The sequence below is a fragment of the Pseudomonas sp. DTU_2021_1001937_2_SI_NGA_ILE_001 genome, assembly GCF_032463525.1.
Classification (GTDB): Bacteria; Pseudomonadota; Gammaproteobacteria; order Pseudomonadales; family Pseudomonadaceae; genus Aquipseudomonas.
The window spans coordinates 4,276,193-4,297,747 of sequence record NZ_CP135971.1 but is presented as its reverse complement, the minus strand read 5'-3'; the positions used below and the strand labels follow the sequence as shown (position 1 = coordinate 4,297,747).

Annotated in this window: 15 protein-coding genes; 1 reads left to right on the top strand and 14 read right to left on the bottom strand. The window is 65.9% G+C overall.

Annotated elements, in window-relative coordinates; all coding sequences use genetic code 11:
* Positions 1-5: 5 nt before the first annotated feature.
* Genes RRX38_RS18610 through RRX38_RS18580 form a run of 7 tightly spaced genes read right to left on the bottom strand, consistent with a single transcriptional unit; the run spans position 6 to position 8,151 of the window.
* Positions 6-1,193: an O-antigen ligase domain-containing protein gene (locus RRX38_RS18610; protein WP_315960218.1), complete on the bottom strand. Its 1,188-nt coding sequence runs from the start codon at positions 1,191-1,193 to the stop codon at positions 6-8.
* Complete coding sequence (locus RRX38_RS18605; protein ID WP_315960217.1) at positions 1,183-1,953, bottom strand: glycosyltransferase family 2 protein; 771 nt, start codon at positions 1,951-1,953, stop codon at positions 1,183-1,185. Before RRX38_RS18605 ends, RRX38_RS18610 begins: the two co-directional genes overlap by 11 nt.
* Positions 1,954-1,986: 33 nt before the next feature.
* Entirely contained in the window at positions 1,987-2,943 is a 957-nt protein-coding gene (locus RRX38_RS18600; protein ID WP_295477247.1) for a glycosyltransferase, read from the bottom strand.
* A gap of 37 nt (positions 2,944-2,980) precedes the next feature.
* Positions 2,981-4,387 carry a PIG-L deacetylase family protein gene (locus RRX38_RS18595; RefSeq protein WP_315962704.1) on the bottom strand — a complete coding sequence of 469 codons (1,407 nt, stop codon included), beginning with the start codon at positions 4,385-4,387 and terminating at the stop codon, positions 2,981-2,983.
* Positions 4,384-5,280 carry a GNAT family N-acetyltransferase gene (locus RRX38_RS18590; protein ID WP_295477249.1) on the bottom strand — a complete coding sequence of 299 codons (897 nt, stop codon included), beginning with the start codon at positions 5,278-5,280 and terminating at the stop codon, positions 4,384-4,386. Before RRX38_RS18590 ends, RRX38_RS18595 begins: the two co-directional genes overlap by 4 nt.
* On the bottom strand, positions 5,280-6,410 hold the full coding sequence (locus RRX38_RS18585) for a glycosyltransferase (protein WP_315960216.1): 1,131 nt from the start codon (positions 6,408-6,410) through the stop codon (positions 5,280-5,282). Before RRX38_RS18585 ends, RRX38_RS18590 begins: the two co-directional genes overlap by 1 nt.
* Positions 6,394-8,151 carry a carbamoyltransferase gene (locus tag RRX38_RS18580; RefSeq protein WP_315960215.1) on the bottom strand — a complete coding sequence of 586 codons (1,758 nt, stop codon included), beginning with the start codon at positions 8,149-8,151 and terminating at the stop codon, positions 6,394-6,396. Before RRX38_RS18580 ends, RRX38_RS18585 begins: the two co-directional genes overlap by 17 nt.
* A 272-nt stretch (positions 8,152-8,423) precedes the next feature.
* On the opposite strand from RRX38_RS18580, the gene RRX38_RS18575 reads away from it, so the two are divergent.
* Complete coding sequence (locus tag RRX38_RS18575) at positions 8,424-14,486, top strand: membrane-targeted effector domain-containing toxin (protein ID WP_315960214.1); 6,063 nt, start codon at positions 8,424-8,426, stop codon at positions 14,484-14,486.
* Positions 14,487-14,513: 27 nt separating this feature from the next.
* Here the strand turns inward: RRX38_RS18575 and RRX38_RS18570 are convergent, their stop codons facing one another.
* The 7 genes from RRX38_RS18570 to waaF are packed head-to-tail and all read right to left on the bottom strand — an operon-like array spanning position 14,514 to position 21,502.
* On the bottom strand, positions 14,514-15,971 hold the full coding sequence (locus tag RRX38_RS18570) for a lipopolysaccharide kinase InaA family protein (protein WP_315960213.1): 1,458 nt from the start codon (positions 15,969-15,971) through the stop codon (positions 14,514-14,516).
* A 13-nt stretch (positions 15,972-15,984) separates the two neighbouring features.
* Complete coding sequence (locus tag RRX38_RS18565) at positions 15,985-16,737, bottom strand: lipopolysaccharide kinase InaA family protein (RefSeq protein WP_315960212.1); 753 nt, start codon at positions 16,735-16,737, stop codon at positions 15,985-15,987.
* A complete protein-coding gene (locus RRX38_RS18560; protein WP_315960211.1) occupies positions 16,734-17,468 on the bottom strand; it encodes a lipopolysaccharide kinase InaA family protein in 735 nt (244 codons plus the stop codon). Before RRX38_RS18560 ends, RRX38_RS18565 begins: the two co-directional genes overlap by 4 nt.
* Entirely contained in the window at positions 17,468-18,274 is an 807-nt protein-coding gene (rfaP, locus tag RRX38_RS18555; protein ID WP_315960210.1) for a lipopolysaccharide core heptose(I) kinase RfaP, read from the bottom strand. Before rfaP ends, RRX38_RS18560 begins: the two co-directional genes overlap by 1 nt.
* On the bottom strand, positions 18,271-19,395 hold the full coding sequence (locus RRX38_RS18550) for a glycosyltransferase family 4 protein (protein ID WP_315960209.1): 1,125 nt from the start codon (positions 19,393-19,395) through the stop codon (positions 18,271-18,273). The genes rfaP and RRX38_RS18550 overlap by 4 nt, the downstream gene beginning before the upstream one ends.
* A complete protein-coding gene (gene waaC / locus RRX38_RS18545; RefSeq protein WP_315960208.1) occupies positions 19,395-20,465 on the bottom strand; it encodes a lipopolysaccharide heptosyltransferase I in 1,071 nt (356 codons plus the stop codon). The genes RRX38_RS18550 and waaC overlap by 1 nt, the downstream gene beginning before the upstream one ends.
* 2 nt (positions 20,466-20,467) lie before the next feature.
* Positions 20,468-21,502 carry a lipopolysaccharide heptosyltransferase II gene (gene waaF, locus RRX38_RS18540; protein WP_295477268.1) on the bottom strand — a complete coding sequence of 345 codons (1,035 nt, stop codon included), beginning with the start codon at positions 21,500-21,502 and terminating at the stop codon, positions 20,468-20,470.
* Positions 21,503-21,555: the final 53 nt, after the last annotated feature.

Below are 21,555 nucleotides of genomic sequence, written 5' to 3'. Positions count from 1 at the left end.
CGCCCTCAGCCGGGCAGCGCTTCGCGGCCAGGCGCGATGCCAGCATTCTTCTGTACCTTGCGCGCCAGGATCATCGCCGCCGGCAGCAGGATCAGCAGCCACAACTCGTCGGGGTTGCCGATCAGCTTGCTGCCATCGAAGTTGAGCATCACCAGCGCGCACAGCAGGTAGCAGCCCCACGGGTCGCGCTGGCGCCAGGCCTGCCAGAGGGTCAGGCCCATCACCGCGACGAACAGCACCAGCGACACCGCCCCGAAGTACAGGCCCATGGCCACGAAGACGTTGTGCGGGTGCTGGATCGGAATGCCACCGGTCAGCGTCCGGGTGGTCTGGAAGTCCACGCCACAGCCCAGCAGCCAGCCGCAATGCCGCCACTCGTCGGTCATGATCTCGAACAGCTCGATGCGGAACGAGTCGCCGCGCACGAACAGCAGGCGCACCCACTGGTCTTCCCAGCACAGCCAGACGACGGTGACGACCACCAGCACTGAGCCTGCCAGCGCCAGACTGCCACGGCGTGGATAACGGTAGAGAATCCACAGCGCCCACAGGCCGAACACCACGGCGATCCCCACCAGCGCGGTGCGGGTTTGCACCACTACGGCGGCGGCCAGCAGGGTCAGCAGCACCGCGCAAAAGGCTTCGATCCAGCGCCGCTGGCGAACCCACAGCGGCAGGGCCAGAGCCAGGGCACAGACCAGCAGGGCACTGGCATAGATGACGTTGCTCAGCCGCCCCGGCAGGATCGCGACGCGCTGGCCGAAGACGAACTGGCCGGTCATCCAGCTGTGCAGGCTGCTGGCGTAGAGATACAGGCACACCGCCCAGAACAGGCCGCGCACGAACAGCCCGCCGTTGAACAGGCGCACCGGCACCAGCGCGGCAATGATGAACACGAACAGACTGACGTAGGCGATGTGCTTGTAGAACTGGAAGTCACCGGCGTACACCGCCGGCACCAGGAACCACAGCATGAAAACGGCCCAGACACGTCCCAGCGGCTGGCTGAACACCCCGCCGCCCTTGCTTTTGAGCAGGAAGAACAGCCCCGGCAGCGCCATGCAGGCGTAGAACAGGTTGTTGGTGAACTTGGCCGAGTCGTACAGCAGGAAGCTCAGCAGAAAAGCCGACAGCACGGAGCCGAAGTAAAGCTGGAGTTTGCTGAACGGAACGCGGGCAGCTTCAAGCGACATGAGTGAGTAACCAACCTATTAGCAGGCCCGCAACCAGCGTGGCGAGCAGCTTGACCCGTTCGCGGCGCTTGCGGCGTTGTTTATCCAGGCGCTCCTGGGGAACCACCACATGACTGCCGAAGCCGGTGTGCAATACCGCGTCGTTTTCCAGGATCAGGGCGTAGCGATTTTCGTCAGCATAGACCCGCGAAAGTTTCTTTTCGCCGCCGTGATCGGCGTAGGGCGCATGCTGCTGGTAGTCCTTGAGCCGGCGCAGGCCGGGGTTGAAGGAGAACCCCTGCCACTCTTCCTTGTGCGAACCGAGCTTGTAGAACGGGATGCCCTGCAGCACCTCGCGCTCGTGCAGGAACACATAGGGACTGTGCACCATCAGGTCGTGGTTGAAGCTGCGCAGCCACACCTGTAAAGCCTGCGGGTCGTTGACCAGCAGGGTCATGGACTCTTCGATGAAGCCGGGACGGTAGAAGTCCCAGTCGTCTTCGCAATGGAACACCCATTCGGTTTCGATCAGCGCGTAGGCGGCATCCACCGAGCGCATCTGGCCGAGCTTGGGGTTGTTGACGATGAACCGAGTGTGCGCGCGCCAGTGTTCGGGAATGCAGGCCCTGACCTGCTCGTCACCGGAATCCTCGGTGATCAGCACATGACGGATGGGCGCTGTATTGAAACGGTCGAAGGTTTCCAGGGTGCGCTTCAACAGGTCGAAACGGCCACAGCTGGTGACGACCAGCGTGATATCGCTGTTTTCGCTGAATACCATCTTGGGTTCCCAATTATTGTAGGTTCGGAGGCATTACACGCCGAGCCAGGCACGGACACGGTCCAGCAGGCCGGGCACCGGGCGTGGCCGCAGCGGCGCCTGCATGGCGTCCACGATGGCTTTGCCAAGGGCGTGGAATGTATAGCGTTGCTCGGCCAAAGTCTGCCCGTTTCGCGAGATTTCCACGGCCTTGGCCGGGTCTTCACGCAACTGCTGCAGCTTGCCGCGCAACTCGTCGATGTCGCGGTACAGCACGATGTTGTGCATGTCTTCGAAGCCCAGGGCGCGGTTCTCCTCGGCGCCCTGGTCGTAGGCGAACAGCACGCAACCGCAGGCCATGGCCTCGAAGTTCTTGATCATGTATTCGCCCATGCCCACGTCGGCACTGACGAAGAAGCGGATACGGTTGAGGGTATCGCAGTACTCTTCGCCGGATTTGGTGCGGGTGACCAGCAAGGGCTCGACCTGGGCCAGCTCATCGAGAAACGCCTTGCGGCCGCTGTAGGCCACGCTGCGGGTGCTGCCGACGAACGCCAGCTCGATGTCGCGCTCACGGCCCTGGCCGTGCAGCAGGGTCTGGTCGTAGCCTTTGGGCACGAACACCGCATCGAAGCCTTCCTGGCGCAGGCGCTCGGTGACCATGAAGCCCGAGCTGATCACCCGCGCCCACGGCAGTTGCCGGTAATGGGCGCTGAACTTGCCGGTGTACTTGCACGGGATGTAGTTCTGGTAGGCGTCGTGCTCGAGGATCACCAGATTCGGCAGGCTGCGGATGAACGCCACCTGGCGCACCTCCTGCTTGAAGCGCAGGAAGAACAGGATCCGGTCGTACTGGCTGACATCCACCTCGCGGCGGAAGTAGCCACGCAGGTCGCGCTGCTCTTCGGAACTCAGCCAGCGCAACTCGCAATCGCAATGCGCGGCGACACCGTCGTACAGGCGGTCGAGGATGGCGCGTTGTTCTTTCTGGACCAGAAATAGGACTTTCATCGGTTTCCTTGCAGTACTGCTGCCTGCTCAAGCTGAATCAGATATCGCTGCGCCAGAACAACTCGTGTCGACGTACAGCCTTGCGGAAAAACTCGTTCTCGCCCTCGGCCGGCCAACGCCGTCCGGCCAGCCTCTTTTGCAGGGCACGACGCAGGCGGCGCTTGAACGGCATGGGCGGCTGCAGGTCGTGCATCATGCCCAGCGCCATGGCCTTGTCGCGGCGCACCTCGGCAGGCAGCACCAGGCTGTAGGGCACGCGCAGCGGCTCGGCCTCGAAGACCGGCGGCAGGCTCACACCGGTATGCGCATCGCCCATCGGCCAACGGTCGTTGTCGTGCAGGTGGTTGGCATAACAAAGGATGGTGCGAGGCTGCCAGTCCAGGCCCTGCAAGGCCTCGCGCACGGCAGCCTGGGCACAGATATGGTCGGGATGCGGGTCGATGAGCGGGTCGGGCATCACCAGCACCTCCGGGCGCGCCGCGCTGATCAGGGCGCGCAGGTCGGCCAGCAGGTTGTTCCAGCTCGGTACGCCGTCATCACCCGGCAGCGCCAGGGCATTGAACTGGCGGAACAGCCGGGTATCGTCCAGCTCGGCTTCGCGCGAGGCAACCGCCCGGTCAGGCTCGGCCTGCATGGCCGGCAATTGCAAACAGAAGTAGCCCAGTTGCACGCAGCGCTGCTCGGGCACACCGGCCCAGCGCGGCACGGCAATGCTGTCCCAGGCGCGCAGGCGGCCTTTGAGGCGCGCCGCGTCAGCGCGGCTCATGCCCATGCGCTGATAGTGCTCGGCTTCGATTTCCCCGGCGGTGAGGGTGACGATCCAGGCTTCGTCGGCTTGACTGTACAGGCCGTAGGCTGCCAGTTCAGCGTCGTCGGCATGCGGGGCGATGACCATCACCCGCTGGCGTCGTGCATCACTGGCGCCGAACACCCACAGGCGCGGCTCGCCGACCAGCCGACAGAAGCGCCCGCGCAATTGCAGGCGACCTTCGCCCAGCGCACCGCCCAGCCCGGTGAGATTCAGGTAACGCAGGCCATTGACGCTGCGCTCGAACGCCTGCACATCGGTTTCATCGCCAGCCGACAGCTGCACCTGCGGATCGAAAAAGCGTCCCAACCAGCGGCTGCGCAGCGTCACGGCCAGGATCAGCGTTTCATCCCCCTGCAGCGGCTGCGGCAGCGTGACCGCCAGGCGCTCGCCGTGCAGGCGCACCCCCGGCACTTCGGCCTCGACGCTGAAGCGGTATTGGTAATCTTCGCCGGGGGCGTAGAACAGGTGGTCGGCGAACCAGGCTTCATGGGCGACCCAGGCCAGCAGCGCCAGCAGCGGCACCAGCCACCAGCCCAGCCACGCGCCACAGGCGAGCAGCATGAGCAGGCCGACCAGCAGGCCAATGCGCTTGTTGCGCCGATGGCGCCGGAGTAACTGCTGCTTGCGGCTCAAACCTGGAATACCGGTACGGGGTTGCACCAACGTTCCTTGTACTCGCGGTCGGCACGGCCGAACGAGAAGCGCAACGGTTTGTTCAGGGCCCGGGCGCTTTCCCAGGCGCTCTGGGTGTTGATGAAGCTCAATACGCTGCCAGGGCTGAAGGCCTTGGTGTCGGGGTCTACGCCACCGTTGACGTACTCGACGCTGACCCAGTCTGGCGCTTCGACCCTGTAGATCAGCTGAATGGCAATCGGACGGCCTTCGAGGAACAGCACCGAGCCGATCAGCCAGTCACGCAACAGGCCAAGCACCTCGGCCATGCGCTCGGCACCGGTGGCCGCGAAGCCCCAGCGCCGCTCGAACAGCTCGCAGTACATGCGCGCCAGGGTGGCGCTGTCGAACTCGCTGACCGCATGCACCGTGCCACCGGCCTCTTCGAGCAGACGCAGTTCACGACGCTGGTTGTAGCGGAATTTCTTGGACAGGTCTTCGGGCTCGCGGGCCATGGCCAGCGACTCGGCCTGGGGCTTGAGGGTCGCCACCCGCCCCTGGTTGAGCGTCGACAGGTAGCGTCCGGTGTGGCGCACGGCGGCCTCGGCACCTTCGGCCAGGGGCAGGATGATTTCGGCGTTGCCGAGGTCGAACAAGCCTTTGCTGCCGCGCCGCTTGAGTTCGTTCTTGTCCAGGGCCAGGCAACGGCCCCAGGTCGCAATGGCGCCCTGCAGCTGGCCGCCCTGCTCCCAGCTCAGGTAGCGCACCGGAATGCCGGCCAGTTCGGAAAGCCGCGCCACCACGTCGGGGTGAGTGGCCACGCTGCCGCCATGGCGTTCCCAGGCTTGTCGGTAGGTGTGTGCATCGCTGAGCGACCAGCCGCGTTCGCGCCAGCCCTGAAACAGGTTGAGCATCAGGACCCCGCGACCAGACGGCTGACCTGCGGCAGGTGCCAGAACACCTTGCGCACCGCATGATCGGAGAAGCGTTCGCGCAGGCGCGCCAGCATCTGTTCGGCACAGTCCTGACGCTGCGCCTCGTCGAGCCTCGACAGGTGCACCAGGGCCTGGGCCAGGTGCTCGGCATCACCGAGCGGGAACAGCACGCCGACGCCTTCCACCACCTCCTTGGCGCCACCGCAGGCGGTGGCCAGCACCGGCACCCCGGCGACCATGGCCTCCAGCAGCACCATGCCGAACGGCTCGTGATCGGAGCTGAGGGCGAACAGGTCGAACGCCTTGAAGTAGCGCCGTGCCTCGGGCACCTGGCCGAGGAACAGCACCTGCGAGGCGATACCCAGCTCCATGGCCAGGTCCTTGAGCGACTGCTCCAGGCGCCCCTTGCCGAGGATCACCAGGCGGCTGTCTGCCGGCAACTGCGGCAGGGCCAGGGCGAAGCCACGCAACAAGGTCGCCTGGTCCTTGTCCGGGTGCAGGCGCCCCACGTTACCGACCAGCCAGGCATCGGCGGGCAGTTGCAGCTCGCGGCGCGCGTCTTCGGCACTGAACTGGCTGCCCTGCAGCTGCTCGACATCGATACGGTTGTACAGCGTCTCGATACGCTCGGCCGGCCACTTGGGCAGGCTCCTGCGCATGTCGTCGCGCACCGCGTCGGACACCCCGAGCAGGCTCAGGCGCTGGCGGAACAGGTTGGCGAACAGCCGGCGGCTGCCGCGCTGGTAGTCGCCGAAGGCATGGTGCACGCCGATCACCGGCAGGCGGGTGGCCAGCAGGGCGATGTACACCGGCTTGAAACGGTGCGCGATGCAGAACTCGAACGACCGGCTGGCGGCGATCTTGCGCAAGGCAGCGATGGCGCCCAGCTTCAGGCCACGAATGGCGCTGGAGCTGTACTCCATGAACAACACTTCGTCCGAGCCGCAGTCAGCGATCACGTCCGGGTCGTGCTCGCCGGTGAGGAACACCGTGGTCACCCGGTAGCCCTGGCCGGCGAACAGGCTGGCGTACTGGCGTGCGCAGTCCAGGAACGGCCCGTCATAGCCGTGGCAGAACTGCAGGACGTGCCGCTCAGCCACGTGGCTCATACGGGTCCACACCGTCTTTGACGACCAGGATGTCTTCCATGATCAGGTATTGCAGGTCAGAGCCGTAGAACATGTTCAGCGCGTCGGTCGGCGAGCAGATCATCGGCTCGCCACGGCGGTTCAGCGAGGTGTTCAGCGACACGCCGTTGCCGGTGAGGTTTTCCAGCGCCTTCATCATGTCGTAGTAGCGCGGGTTGTACTCGCGCTTGAGCACCTGGGCACGGGACGTGCCGTCTTCGTGGACGACTTCCGGCACGCGGGTCTTCCACTCCTCGGCGACCTCGAAGGTGAAGGTCATGAACGGCGCCGGATGGTCGACCTTTATCATCTGTGGGCCGACGGTGTCGAGCATCGATGGGCAGAAGGGTCTCCAGCGCTCACGGAACTTGATCTGTTCGTTGATGCGGTCGGCCACGCCCGGCACGCTCGGGCAGCCGATGATCGAGCGACCGCCCAGGGCCCGTGGGCCGAATTCCATGCGGCCCTGGAACCAGGCCACCGGATTGCCGTCGACCATGATCCGCGCGATGCGCTCGGGCATGTCGTCGATCTTGCGCCACTGCGGCGCATGCGGATGGCGCGCGCAGGCGGCGATCACGTCTTCGTTGCTGTACGCAGGGCCGAGGTAGACGTGTTCCATCTTCTCGACCGGCACGCCACGGGCGTGCGACACGTAGGCCGCCGCACCGACGGCAGTACCGGCGTCGCCGGAGGCCGGCTGCACGAACAGTTCCTTGACCTCGGGACGGGCGATGATCTTCTGGTTGAGCTTGACGTTCAGCGCGCAGCCGCCGGCGAAGGCGATCTTGCCGGTTTCCTTGAGGATGTCGCCCAGGTAGTGGTCCATCATCTGCAAGGCCAGCTTCTCGAACAGTGCCTGCATGCTGGCAGCGTAATGGATGTATGGCTCGTCGGCCACGTCACCTTCACGCTTGGGACCCAGCCACTCGATGAGTTTGGGCGAGAAGTAGAAGCCCTTGCCCTTCTCCTTATAGCGACGCAGGCCGATGACGTTGGCCAGTTCGGTGTTGATCACCAGCTCGCCGTTCTCGAAGCTCGCCAGGCGCGAGAAGTCGTACTTGCTGGCGTCGCCGTATGGCGCCATGCCCATGACCTTGAACTCGCCGTCGAGCATTTCGAAGCCGAGGAACTCGGTGATCGCACCATACAGGCCACCCAGGGAGTCCGGGTCGTAGAACTCCTTGATCTTGTGGATCCTGCCGTTCTCGCCGTAGCCGAAGAAGGTAGTGGCGTATTCGCCCTTGCCGTCGATGCCGAGGATCGCGGTCTTTTCCTTGAAACCCGAGCAATGGTAGGCACTGGCGGCGTGGGCCAGGTGGTGCTCGACCGGCTCGATCTTCACCTTCTTGGTGTCGAAGCCCAGTTGCTCCAGGCACCAGACGATCTTGCTGCGGTAGCGCTTGTAGCGGCGGTTGCCCATCAACAGTGCGTCGAGCGCGCGGTCCGGGGCGTACCAGTAACGCTTGGCATAGTGCCAGCGAGCCTTGCCGAACAGGCTGATCGGCGCGAAGGGAATCGCCACCACGTCAACGTCGGAAGGCTTGATGCCGGCCTGCTCCAGACAGAACTTCGCCGACTCGTAAGGCATGCGGTTCTTTGCGTGCTTGTCGCGGACGAAGCGCTCTTCTTCCGCCGCGGCAATCAGCTTGCCGTCGATGTACAAGGCAGCGGAAGGGTCATGGCTAAGGGCGCCGGACAGGCCCAGGATCGTCAATGCCACTAGGGTCTAGCCTCTTTAGTCTGCATGCAGGCGCCGAGCGCCCGCAAAAATGTGTGCCCTGCACGGTCGGCGAGGGTCGGCCAAAGCGCGGGATTATAGCTTATAAGCTATCAATTTGGCGTGAAGCCTCATCGAGACAGCCTGGAGGAGACAGAATGCTCCACGCAGTAACTATGTAGCGCCCGCATGGCCGCACACCGGGATTGATTGCCTGAACGATCAATGGGCTTCGCGCCCTCCCCATGTGTGCCCATACAGGAAGACTGCACCTCATGACCCTGACTGAAACATCTCCCGCCAGGCTGGCCGCCCTGGTCGAACGCCTCGAAGGTCGCGCTGCCAGCCAGCTACGTCAGTTTGAAGAACTGCCCCGGCCGACGGCTGGCGACCAACCGGACCTCAAGGACCTGCTCAAGCACCTGCACCGCTACTGGAAAACGCCCGACGCCCAGGGCACGGTACGCCGCCAGGCACAGGCGCAGGCACTGCGCGATGACATCCACGACGAAGCGCTGCTGAGGATTGCCGACGGCAGCCTGCACCCCGGCTACCTGGACTGCCTGCTGCCTGCCGTCGGGCACGCGGACGAACATCCGGATGCCCAGCTGATCTACCTGGCCGTCGAGGACAGCGCTGGCCAGCCCCTGCACGGCGCACTGCTAGCCCGCCGCGCCGATGGGGCCTGCCTGCTGTACGTGCCGGGGCATGGTATCGAGGGCTTCGTCAGTGAAGCGCAACTGCGCGAGGAGTTGAGCGGCTGGCTGAACGACCAGGCCCTGCGCGGCCTGCTGCTGCAGTGCACAAGCCGCGAGTACCAGCAGCTGACGCAACAGATCGACGCCGACCCCGACCTGGATGCACGTCCCTTCAGCACCGAAGACCTGCTGCTGGTGCCGGTTGCCGGCGATCCTTTCCAATGCGCCATCGATCAATTGCTCGACAAGCAACGCCAGGACCTGGGCCACGTGTGCGCTCAATTCCCGACTCAGGAACAGGACCTGCCGGCCTGGCAGCTGGAACTGCAAGCCGCATTGCACATCTCCGGGCTGCTGGGTCCAGCGGCGATGCTGCGGCGACGTCAGCAGGAACAGGCGCAGCGCCGTCAGGCCCGACAGCTTCCGCACTGGTTGCGCTACGCGACGCCCGAAGAAAAGCAGCGTTACCTGAACACACTGCTGGCCTACGACCGTGCCCGCATCGCCCTGGACAACCTGATGCAGGGCTGCGGCTCAGCCGCGTCCTTTGCCCGCACACGGCTGACCGCCTGCATCCAGAGCGAGCTGGGTTACGACCTGGACCCCGATCGCGTGGTCGCGACCACTCGACGCCTGAGCCCACTGGGCAGCGAGCCCTACGAGACGCGGCGCAGCCTCACTGACCTCGCGCTGTACGGGCTTTACGAGGGCGACCTGAACAACGACTCCAGCTTCCAGACCGCCACCCGCCTGAGCCTGGATGACCAGCCGCTGCAGAGCACCTACCCGTTGCTGACGCCCGCGTGGCTGGCCGGGACTGTCGCACGCCTCGACCTGCGCGCCCGCTTCGGTGAAGCGCAGCGCCAGCGGTATGGCAATGCCCAGGTGAAAAGCGCCATGGACGAAGTGCTGCGTCAGAAATTGCTGGTGCAGGCCACCGCTGCGCTGTACCAGGGCCATATCCAGGCCAGTGACTTTCTGTTCAGTGAAGCGCTGCTGGGTCAGCCGGGTAGCCCCCGGCTCACGCTCCATCAGGTGCGCTTGAACAATACGCAGGTTCTGGCCGACCTGCTGCTGATCAGCCTGCCAGACAACCAGGGGCAAGGGCCGCGTCTGCTGCTGTGGACGCCCGAGAGTCCCGACGGGCAGCCGCTGCGGGTGTTCCGCAACGAGCGCCAGGTGCGCCAGGCGCTGGTCGCCTGGAGTGCTTCACAAGCGCATTGCGACTACCTGCTCGAACAGACCCTGCCGCAGCAACGCCAGGCCCTGCGCGAGCAGTTGCTGGCATTGCGCGAACAGCCCCAGCCCCCGCAGGACTTTCTCGGTTTCATCGAGCATCCGGGCTTCAACGATGCGCTCTACGCCATGAGCACGGCACAGGTGCGCGTACGCCTGGCCGAACAGCAGCAGCACACCCCGGACTGGTACCTGCGTGCCAGCCCGGAGCAGCGCCAGGCATTGCTGGCCCATGAAGAAGCGATCGAGGGGCTGACGCGCCAATACCGAGCCTTGCCACACACCCAGCTGCCGGAGTACGAACACTTCGTGCACCAGCAGGCCAGCCGCAAGATCAATGCACTGCTGGGGCTGCCCGAGGGCACGGTCGACCCGGACCAGATCATCGTCAGCTCACCCCGCGAAACCTTGAGCTACACCCGCCTGTTACGCGATGGCTACGACGACACCCTGGGGTTCCTGACGGCCACGGCCGACACCCAGGCGACCTTCACCGGCCCGCAAGGCGTCGACCTGTCGCCGCTGACCCCGGAAAAGGTCGCCGGCTCCGTGCGCGGGGCATGGGCGAGCGACGCCTGGGTCGCCCACCTGCAAAGCACCCTGCTCGCCCCGCACAGTGACGGCTATAACGAGCGGCGCCGGCTCAGTCTGACGATCACCCAACTGCAAATGCACCACGCGGCACTGCTCAGCCTGCTGCAACGACAGATTTCCAGCCAGCAATTCACCTGGCTGAGCGACTCCATTGCACGCATGGATGACATCGACGAACACAGCCGTCGGCACTACCCCGTCTACCCGCTGCACTTCGTCATCGAGAATCCATTCATTGCTTCGGATGTACCCGCCCTGGGAGAGCTCATCAATGTGCTGCCCATTCCACTGGCGCGCCGCGAGACCGCCCTGGGCTGCTTCGTTTTCTGTCCCGCCGACAGCCGCCAGCCCGAGCAGGCCCTGCTCTACACGCCAGGCGCGCCGGATGGTCTGGCCTGGCGCCCGCTCAGCCAGTTCCACAATACCCTGCATGCGCCGGGGATGAGCGACTACTACAAAGACCGCTGCCGCCTGGCAATGAACCGGACCCTGGCGTTCTGGTTCATCGACCTGAAGAAAACACCGCAGGCCACGCCGCCGACGCTGCCTGACGAACCGCTGACAGACCTGCGTGCGGCCTGCTTCGACCAGGTCCTGTTGCGCAAGATCCGCGATGTGCAAGACAGCACCAGCGGGCGCAGTGACATGATTTCGCGCCTGGTCTGGAACAGCATCGAGCTGGTGGCCATGGCGGTAACACTGCCCTTCCCGCCTGCCAGCTTCGCTGTCGGCGCCCTGCTGACCTTGCGCGACAGTGCCCGCGCCCTGCAGGCGCTGAGCGAGGGCGACCGCGAGGCAGCCAGCCTGCATCTGCTGGGCGCCTGGCTCAATGCCCTGGGCGCTGCCGGCGATGCCAGCGCCGGGCTCAAGGGTTTCGGTGGCTTGCTGCATGAATTGGCCGACCGCGGCGGACACAATCCGGCGATGACTTCGCTCAGGCAGGCCCAGGCCGCCACGGTGGCACGCATCGAAGCGACGCTCGGCCCGGTCCTCGACAACGCGGCGCATGACGCGCAGAAACTGCTGCTGGGTGTCCGCAAGGGCGTTGCCCAACCGCACCCAGGCCTGGCCGGGGTCTCGACGCCCCAGGCCAACCCGGCCTATGCCAGCCAGCGCTCGCTGGATGGCTTCGAAGCGATCGCCAGCGGCCACGCCCGCGGCGTCACACGGATAGACGGGCATCACTACATTCCCCTCGACGGGCGCGTCTACGAGGTGCAGTACGACGCGGGCCAGCGCCTGTGGCAGATCATCGACCCGGCCAACCCCTTCGCCTTCTATGGCAAGCAGCCGGTGCGCCTGAATGCCGACGGCCAGTGGCAGGTCGTGGATATCCGGGGCCTACGCGGCGGTGGCGGGCACCGCTTCGAACGACTCGAGAACGAGCCGACCACGCCGACAACCGCGTCAACCTCGTCTGCCGCGACGACGGCCTATGAACTGGGCGAGCAGTGGAAGCCGCAGGTCATGGGCATTGCCATTCGCAACTGGGTGCCACCCGTGGATGTTGGCCTGCCGCTGTCGGCGGAGTTCTTCGCGCCCCTGCTCAGGGAGGGTCGCGAAGTCTATGCCGGGCTGCGCGAAACCCTGCGCAAGGACGCCGAGAACTTTTTCCAGCAGGCCAGCCTGGCGGCCAAGGCCGACCTGCCGGCACTGCAAGAAGCGATGACACCCGACGACCTGATCAAGGCGGTGTTCGATCGCAGCCAGGGCATGGTGGTCAGCGAGCGCCTGCAGTCGGTGGCCAGCAAGCAGTTCCTGATCGACCACATGCCGCGCCTGGCCGAACAGAACGTCGAAATTCTCTACCTCGAACACCTGTTCACCGACCTGCATGTGGACAAGCTGCGCAAGTACCACAAGCTGGGCAGCCGCTCGCGGGGCGGTTCGGCCGAGATCAAGGAGCACCTCGACAGCCTGAACCAGGGCGCCCTGATCAATGGCCTGGACCACAAACATGATTACTACCACGTGATCAAGGCCGCGCACCGCCACGGCATCGAAGTCCGTCCCTTGAACTCTTCGGTGAGCTACGACTTCCTCGACAGCACCGCGCCGCTGCCGGCAGACGACCCAACCGCGGCGCAGAAGATGGCGGTGTTCTTCGGCTCGCGCATCATTGCCGCCGACACCGCGCAGGCTCCGGCACGCCGCTGGGTGGCGCTGCTCGAACAGCGCCACGCCAACACTCATCGCGGGGTCCCGGGCATCGCCGAACTGCACGGCGCGGTGAGCGTTCGCGTCGAAGATGTCGCCGCTCAGCAGCCCGTGCGTATCCTGCGCGACCTGCCGGAGGCCGCCGCCGAGCCGCCCGCCAGCCTGGGCGACTTCCGCCTGGAGATGCCCAACCCGAGGGTCAGGCGCGCCACCACGGCCAGCGAAACCAGCGTGCCGGCCCAGAAGCCGGAAAAACTGGATCTCGCCCTGGCGCAATTGCTGCGTCGCCAGGAGTACCGGGCCAGCACCGCACGGCCGACGCCCGCCCTGAGCCGCGCCCTGCTCGACCAACCGGGCCCGCACGGCTTCGAGCTGGACGAGGCTGGCCACTGGCGACGTGCAGCGGCGGCCGACTGGCCGACCTCTGGCGAACCGACGGCCTTGCAACGCTCCCTGGCCGACCCGCTGTACCAGATGCCGACGGAGCATCTGGACGCAGCCCACGAACTGGCGTTCTTCGAACATCGTGGCCTGCACCTGCTCTACAGCCTGGACAAGGACAGCCTGCGCCCGGCACGTCGGCTGTTCTTCACGCTACGCGCCCGGCTGCAGCGCGATGCCCGCACGTTGAGCGAGATGCCCCTGCCACCGCGACCGACACTGCCCGATATTTCGGGACTCGACACACACGCCGAGCTGATCGACCGCCTGTATGAACAGACCTCAGGCCTGGTGATAGGCGAATACCACAGCTCCATCGCCAGCAAGCAGTTCATCATCGACAATCTGCCGCACCTGGCACGGCGCGAGGTCAAGACCCTGTACCTGGAACACCTGCAGACCGACATGCATCAGCTCGACCTGGACCTGTTCTTCGACAAGGGCCTGATGAGTAAGCGCCTGCTGCACTATCTCAAGCAGATGGACCGAGGTTTCTTCACCGACCCGGCGGGCGTGTACACATTCGAGCAACTGGTGGTCAAGGCGCGCGAACACGGTATCGAGGTGCGGGCGCTGGACTGCATGCCCAGCTACTACTTGAGAAACCTGCAGAACGGCAGCCGCCACGACCGGCTGCGGATGATGAACTTCTTTGCTTCACGCACCCTGCGCCGGCATCAGGAACTGGCAGGCGCGCATCACTGGATCGCACTGGTCGGAGAAACCCACGCCAACCGCTTCGAAACCGGCATACCCGGCCTGGCGGATCTGGAGCAGGGCATCAGCCTGAGGGTGTATGACCTGCCGCCAGGGGAACATTTCGGACCTGCCGGCGACCCAGGGCGCCTGGCGGGCGACGAGCTGGGCGGGCACCGGGCCTTCGTGCGCAACGACTTCGCCCTTGGCCTGCCCACCGCTCATGGTCCGGTCAACCTCGGCGACGAGCTGCTGCTCGACTTCCAGGGCAGCCCGGTGGAGCGCCAGCTGTACCGGCCTGGGCTGTTCACGATCGAGAGCGCCGAAGACGGCGGTTCGGTCATCGTTCATCGCTCGCGGCGCAATCAGATCGAGCGCACCCCCGTGCTGCGCAATGCCGAGGGGCGGCTATACGTCGACCGTCAACGCTGGCGGCGCATTCACCTGCAGCCATTCGAGGACCTGCCCACGCTGGTCAGAGCCCTGGAGCGGATGAACATGACTCAGGTCAGCTAGCCTGCGCTGACCTCTGTGTGGGTGGCTTCAGCCGGGATGCTGTTCGTCCGCTGTAGCGGGAATGCGCTGCTCCAGCAGACGGTACAGCGCGCTGTCGGCCGGCCAGTTGCGCAACAGCCGCGCGCGGTCGCGGGCGTAGGCGGGTGCGAAACTGGCCGCCGAGCCGTGCTGGCACAGCGCGTCCAGATCGATCAATGCCCAACGCCCGTCATGCCAGAACAGGTTATGCCCCTTGAGGTCACCGTGGCTGATGCGCTCGCGGCGCAGCTGGGCGAGCAGTTCGTCGAGGGCCACCAGCTCGTTCTCCGGCACTTCGGCGTTGGCCACATAAGGGGCCCACTTGGCGATCAGGTCCGGCCCATCCAGGTATTCGGTGACCAGGTAGGCGCGACGCCGCAGGCCCAGCACCCGCTCCTCGCGCACCGCCAGCGGCTTGGGCGTGGCGATGTCGAGGAACGCCAGGCGGTTGCCCTCGCGCCAGGAGTGCCAGGCGCGGCTCGGGCGCCAGAAGCGCTTGAGCCAGTGGCTGAAGTTCTTGATGTTGTAGCGCTTGATGACCAGCGGACGGCCCTGTACCTCGACCCGCGCCACGCTGGCGGCACCACCGGTCTTGTACAAGTGCCCGGCATCGAGCAGTTCATCGGCGCGGTCGAGCACCGCCGGCATGCTCTGCACTTCGTCACGGCGCACCGCCTGGAAGCGCGACGCCGAGTCCTCGACGCTGAACAGGCTGCATTCCCGGCAGGTCTTGGCCAGGAAGTCCTTCAGGCGCCACTGGCGCACCTTGTCGATCTGTTTCTGCAAGGCCTCCAGTGGCAGCGCGTGCTCGGCGTTGGCCAGCAGGTACCAGACCAGCAGCTCTTCGGTGAAGGGTTCGAAGCGCTTGGGCAACTGGGCGAAGAACACGCCGAGGTTTTCCAGCACCTTTTGCCGCGACAGCGGCTGACCGGCCTGCTCCACGCCGATGCCGGCCCCGTCGATCCAGTACAGCTGGTCGTCGCGGCGCAGCAGGTTGTCCAGGTGCAGGTCCTGCTGCCACAGGCCTTTCTGGTGCAGGCCGGCGATGGCGCCCAGCGCCTCGGCGAGCACCGCCTGCTGTTGGTCCGCCAGGGCCGGCAGGTGCTCGACCGCTTTCCAGGCATCGCCCAGGCTGGCCGCGTTCTCCAGGTACTCGAACAGCAGCCAGCCGCCCTCGCCCGCTTGCAGGCCGTCAGCCAACAGCAACGGCGTGGTGACGCCTTGTGCCGCCAGGGCGCGCACGCCCTCCAGCTCACGCTGGAAGTGTCGCGACGCCTTGCTGCCCACCAGCAGCTTGGCCAGCACCGTCCGCCCGCGCCACACCCCGGCACCGACGTAACGCTGGCCTGGCAGCACACGCAGCAAGGTGAGCAATTGCAGTTCGGCAGGGCCGGCCGCGTCGGCCAGGCTCAGGGTCAAGGGCAGTGCCGGTGCGCGTCCGGCGTTCTGGAGTTCGGAAAGACGCATCAACGGTTCTCTGTCAGTGGCGTTGCTTGTGTTTGCCGCGTCGGCTCAGGCGCTGCAGCCAGGCATCGACCGCCGCGCTGCGCGGCGGCGCCTGCAGATAAGCGGCCAGGAACTCGCGCCGCTCAGCCTCGCCCCAGAGCGGCGCACGGCGAAACAGCGGTTCTAGGTCCTTGGTCAGGTCGCGCTGGCCGAACAGTGCCGGGCGGGTCTTCTCCAGGTCGATCAGTTGCGCGGCATAGCCTTCGCCCTGGGCCTGAAGAAAGATGTGCTTGGGGTAGAAGCAACCGTGAATCTGCCCTGCCCCATGCAGCGTGCGCGCCAGTTGCCCACAGGCCTGGAGAATCGCAAGGCGCGCGGCCTCGGCCAGCTCGCTCCAGCGTAGCAGCAGGGCATCCAGATCGGTCCAGCCGTCCAGCGCCCGGGTCATCAGGATCGCCCGACGCTCGCCGTTGACCTTGCGCTCGCCATAGAACACCGCCTGCAACGCCGGAATGCCCAGTGTGCGGTAGCGGCTGATGTTGCGAAACTCGCGGGAGAACGACGGTTCACCGAAGGGCCGGTGCAGGGTGTAGGTCAGGTAGTTGGCCTGCCGCTTGAGGTAGAAGCCCTGGCCTTCCAGTTCCAGGCGGTAGACGCTGCTCCAGCCACCGCGCCCGGTATTGGGTTCATCCACCGCGTCGAGATCCAGCGCCCAGAGCGCCTCGAAATCGGCCAGTCCATGGCGCTCGAGCAGGGCCTGCTCGCTGCTGGCAATGAAAAGGCTCATTCGCGCCCCTCGAAAAAACTGACCACATGACGAATGCGCTTCTTGTCCGAGGCATTGAGGTGCGAGCGCTGGCGGTATTGCAGGTAGAAGCGCAGACGCTGAGTGGCGGATAACTGGTACTTGGCGACCTTGTCCAGGCAGGCCAGGTCCTTGGTGATGCGATAGCGCAACAGGAAGCCCCACCAGAACGCGCCGTTGGGGCAGTCGATCAGGTACAGGCGGTCCTGGTCGTCGACCAGCAGGTTGCGCCACTTCAGGTCGTTATGGGTGAAGTGGTGATCGTGCAGGGTACGCGTGTACACGGCCAGCTGGCGGCTGATGCGCTCGACCCAGGCCGGGTCGTCGAGGCGTAGGTCCTTGCGCTGGGCCATGACCCACAGGTCTTCGGTGCGCGGCAGCTCGCGGGTGATCATCGCGCCACGATCGTAGGCGACGCCGTTGCGCTCCAGGCCCCAGGCCACCACGTCGGCGGTGGGAATCCCCCACTTGGCGAAACGCTTGAGGTTCTGCCATTCGGATTTGACCCGTGGTCGGCCAAGGTAGCGGCGCAGGCCCTTGCCGGCGCCGAAGTAGCGCTTGACGTAGTAGCTGACCCCGTCACGTTCGACGCGGATCACCTCGGACAGCGGGTCGCGGGTCAGTCGTTCGCCCTGCAGGGCGAATACCGCCTCCAGGGAACCGAAGTCATCGGCCAGCGCCGCATACTCCGGCGCCAGGTTCCAGCCCGCCATCAGAGTGCATCTCCGTAACGTTGCTTGCGTTCATAGAGTTTGTCGGCCTTTTTCTCCAGCCAGCGCAGCAGCGCCGCTTCACGCTGCAGCACCTGGCGCAGCGGCTGGCGGAAGTAGCCGCGCAGGAAGCGCAGCTTGTCGCGCCGCGTCAGGCCGATGTCCAGCGCCGAGAAATACAGCGCCGCCAGGTCCTTGTTGCGCCAGCGCGGGGTGATGGCGCGGCGGGTCTGGGCGCGATGCAGGTCGATCACCGAGAGCCTGAAGTCATCCGCCGTCACCGGGCGGTCGGTATGCAACAGGAAATGGCAGATGTAGCAGTCGCGGTGGTTGACCCCGGCGCGGTGCATGGTGCCGACCAGACGCGCCACCTCGGCGATCAGCGCGCGCTTGAGGCGTGGCTCGGGCGGCTCGTTGCGCCAGTTCAGGCTCAGGTCTTCCAGGCTCAGCGTCGGCGCCAGTTCCTCGGTGATGATGAACGAGTGCTGCGCCGCCGGGTTGTTGCCGCGCTCGCCGTAGGCCACGGCGGTCATGGTCGGCACACCGGCCTGATGCAGGCGCTCGATGGCCTTGAACTCCTGGCCGGCACCCAGCACCGGTAGCTTGGCGCTGAACAGGTTCTTGGCCACTTCGCCCCAACCGATGCCACGGTGGATCTTCACGAAGTAACCGCGCCCGTCGACTTCGGTGCGCAGCGTGCGCCGCCCTTCCAGCTCGCGGTACACCTGGCCCTGCAGTTGCTCGACCTCGGCGAAGGCATCGCGTGCGGCCCACAGGCTCTTGAAAGGTTCGGCTAGGAACAGCTTCATGCTTGAGGCTCCGCCAGGATCACGTCCGCCGCGTGCTGCGGCATGCTGTACAGGTCGGCGCTGTCGGCGAAGACCAGGCCGTTGCGCCCCCACTGCGCCCGTGCCGCGTCGTCTTCGAGCATCTGCGCCAGGTAGCGGTTGAACTGCGCCTGCTCGAACGGCTCATCGAGTACCAGGCCACAGTCGGCCTCGGCAATGTAGTGGGCGTAGCCGCACACCGCGCTGACCAGCACCGGCAAGCCGGCGACCAGGGCTTCGAGCAGGACCGTGCCGGTGTTCTCGTTGTAGGCCGGGTGGATCAGCAGGTCGGCGCCGAGCAGGAAACGCGGGATGTCGCTGCGGCCCTTCATGAAGGTGACCTGTTCGGTCAGCCCCAGCGCCTTGCTCTGCAGCTGGAACACCTTGGGGTCGTCCTGGCCGATGACGAACAGCCGCGTACGCTTCTTCAGTGCTGCCGGCAGGGCCGCCAGGGCCTTGAGGCTGCGGTCCACGCCCTTGGTCTTGAAGCCCGAGCCGATCTGCACCAGCAGGCGCTCGTCGGCGCCCAGGCCGAACTCCTCGCGGAACGCCTGGCGGATCTGCGGCGCATCGGCCGGCGCGCGACGGTCCTGGGAAATACCCGGCGGCAAGAGGTGAAAGCGCGACAGCGGCGTACCGTAGTGCTTGATGAACAGCGGCTGCTGGACCTCGGAGATCATCAGCACCTGGGTCCTGGCCTCGGGGGCGAACACCGCGCGCTCGTACTCGGCGAAGTGCCGGTAACGGCCCCACTTGCGGTACAGCGGATTGCGCAGGGTCTGGGCCTTGTCCTCGAAGCAGCCGTCAGCGGCGTAGTAGACATCCAGGCCGGGCATCTTGTTGAAGCCGATCAGCCGATCCACCGGGCGCTTGGCCAGGTCCGCCTGCATCCAGGCGGTGAGCTTTTCGTTGCGCCGATGGTTGAACAGCGCCTTGACCGGGGCCACCAGCACTTCGAAGCCGGGCGGCACATCGCCTTCCCAGATCAGGGTGTAGACACGGATCTGGTGGCCGCGCTGCTGGCACTCCAGGGCAATGCGCATGAAGTCGCGCTGCAGGCCACCGAACGGAAAGTATTTGTAGAGTACGAAAGCCAGTTGCATCAGCCAGGTTCCTTTGCCAGCAACAGCGCGCCCAACTGGCTCGCTACCCGCTCGGGATTCAGGCGAGTGAAGCACGGCGGCCACTCGCGTTGGAAATCGAACCGCGACTGCTCGTCGGGGCTCGGCTTGTAAGTGCATTTCTTCTGCAGGCACGGCGCGCAGGCTGGCCAGTCGCTGGCCAGGTGCACCTGCGACTGGCCATAGGCGCCGGTCAGCCCGGGGTTGGTCGGGCCGAACAATGACACGGTGGGCACGTCGAGGGCAGCGGCCAGGTGGCCAATACCGGTGTCTACCGCTACGCAGGCTTCGGCACCGGCCAGCACCCGCGCCACGCCGGCCAGGTTCAGGCGCGGCAGCACGGCGGCATTGCCCAGACCCTCGGCGATTCGCTCGGCGCGGGCCTTTTCCGCCGGGTTGCCCCACGGCAGGCGCACCTGCAGACCGCGTTCGGCCATGCGCTCGGCCAGTTGCCGCCAGTAGACCTCCGGCCAGTGCTTGGTGGCCCAGGTGGTGCCATGCAGGAACAGCACATAAGGCGCCTGCAGGCTGTCGTCCAGCGGCTCCAGGCGCTTGAGGCCGTAGTCGCCAAGGCCGGCCGGCAGCGAATAGCCCAGGGCCTGGGCGAACAGCTGGCGCAGGCGCTCGACCGCATGCTGCCCACGGGCAACCGGATAGCGTCGGTTGGCGTCGTAGAAGCGGCTGGCCAATGGCTCACGGGCCGACTGCGGGTCCAGGCCGGCCACCGGCGCATTCACGTAGCGGGTCAGCCAGGCGCTCTTGAACAGCCCCTGGGCATCGATGACCAGGTCATAGTGCGTGCGGCGCAGGCGCTGCTTGAAGGCACGCCACTCGCCGCTCTTGAAGGTCTGCCAGAGGTTCTTGCGCCAGCGCCGTATGGCCACCGGGATCACCGCATCGACCGCCGGGTGCCAGCTCGGAATTTCCGCGAAGCCTTCTTCCACCACCCAGTCGAAACGTATGCCCGGCACCGCCCGCGCCGCATCGGTGAGCGCTGGCAGGGCATGGATGACGTCGCCCAGCGAGGATGTCTTGATCAGCAGTACCCGCAAGATCAGCGCACCTCGACCGGGGTGCCGCCCAGGCGGCCGAGGGCCTCGGTCACCGCCGCAGGCTCCAGCAGGCGCAGGCAGTTGTAATGGCCGAAACGGCAGGTGCGGTCGAAGCACGGCGAGCATTCCAGCCCCAGGCGCACGATTTCCACGTCATCGGCCAGCGGTGGGGTGAAGCCCGGCGAGGTCGAACCGTATACCGCCACCAGGGGACGGTTCAGCGCGGCGGCGACGTGCATCAGGCCGGAATCGTTGGACACCACCGAGGCGGCACAGGACAGCAGGTCGATGGCCTCGGCCAGCGAGGTTTCGCCACACAGGTTGGTGACTTCTTCACGCAGGCCGGGGATCAGCTCCTGGCGGATGCTCTCGCCCACCGGGTGGTCTTTCTTCGAGCCGAACAGCCAGACCTGCCAGCCCTGGCGGATCAAGGTGTCGGCCACCTGGGCGTAGTGTTCGGCAGGCCAGCGCTTGGCTTCACCGAACTCGGCGCCCGGGCACAGCGCCAGCACCGGCTGTTCGAGGCTCAGGCCGAAGCGTGCCAGGGCCGCCTCGCGGGTTGCCGGGTCAATGCTCAGGCTCGGGCGCGGGTACGGCTTGGGCAGCTCGGCCCCCTTGTCGTAGGCCAGGGCCATGAAACGCTCGATCATCAGCGGGTAGCGCTGCTTGTCGAGCAACCGCACGTCGTTGAGCAAGCCATAGCGGAACTCGCCGCGCCAGCCGGTGCGCCGTGGAATACCGGCGAAGAACGGCACCAGCGCGGACTTCAACGAGTTGGGCAGCAGGATCGCCTGGTCGTACTGGCCGGCCAGCGACTTGCCGATGCGCCGCCGGGTGGCCAGCTCCAGGGCACCGTGGCCGAGCGGGAAGCTCAGCGCGGCGCGCACCTCGGGCATGCGTTCCAGGATCGGGCGGCTCCATTCCGGCGCCAGTACATCGATTGCGCACTCGGGATGCCGCTGCTTGAGACACTGGAACAGCGTTTGCGCCATCACCATGTCACCGACCCAGCTAGGTCCAACGATCAGAATGTTCATGCTCAATCCAAAAACGGCCAGGGAGGCTGGCCAGGCTGCGTGACACGTTCACC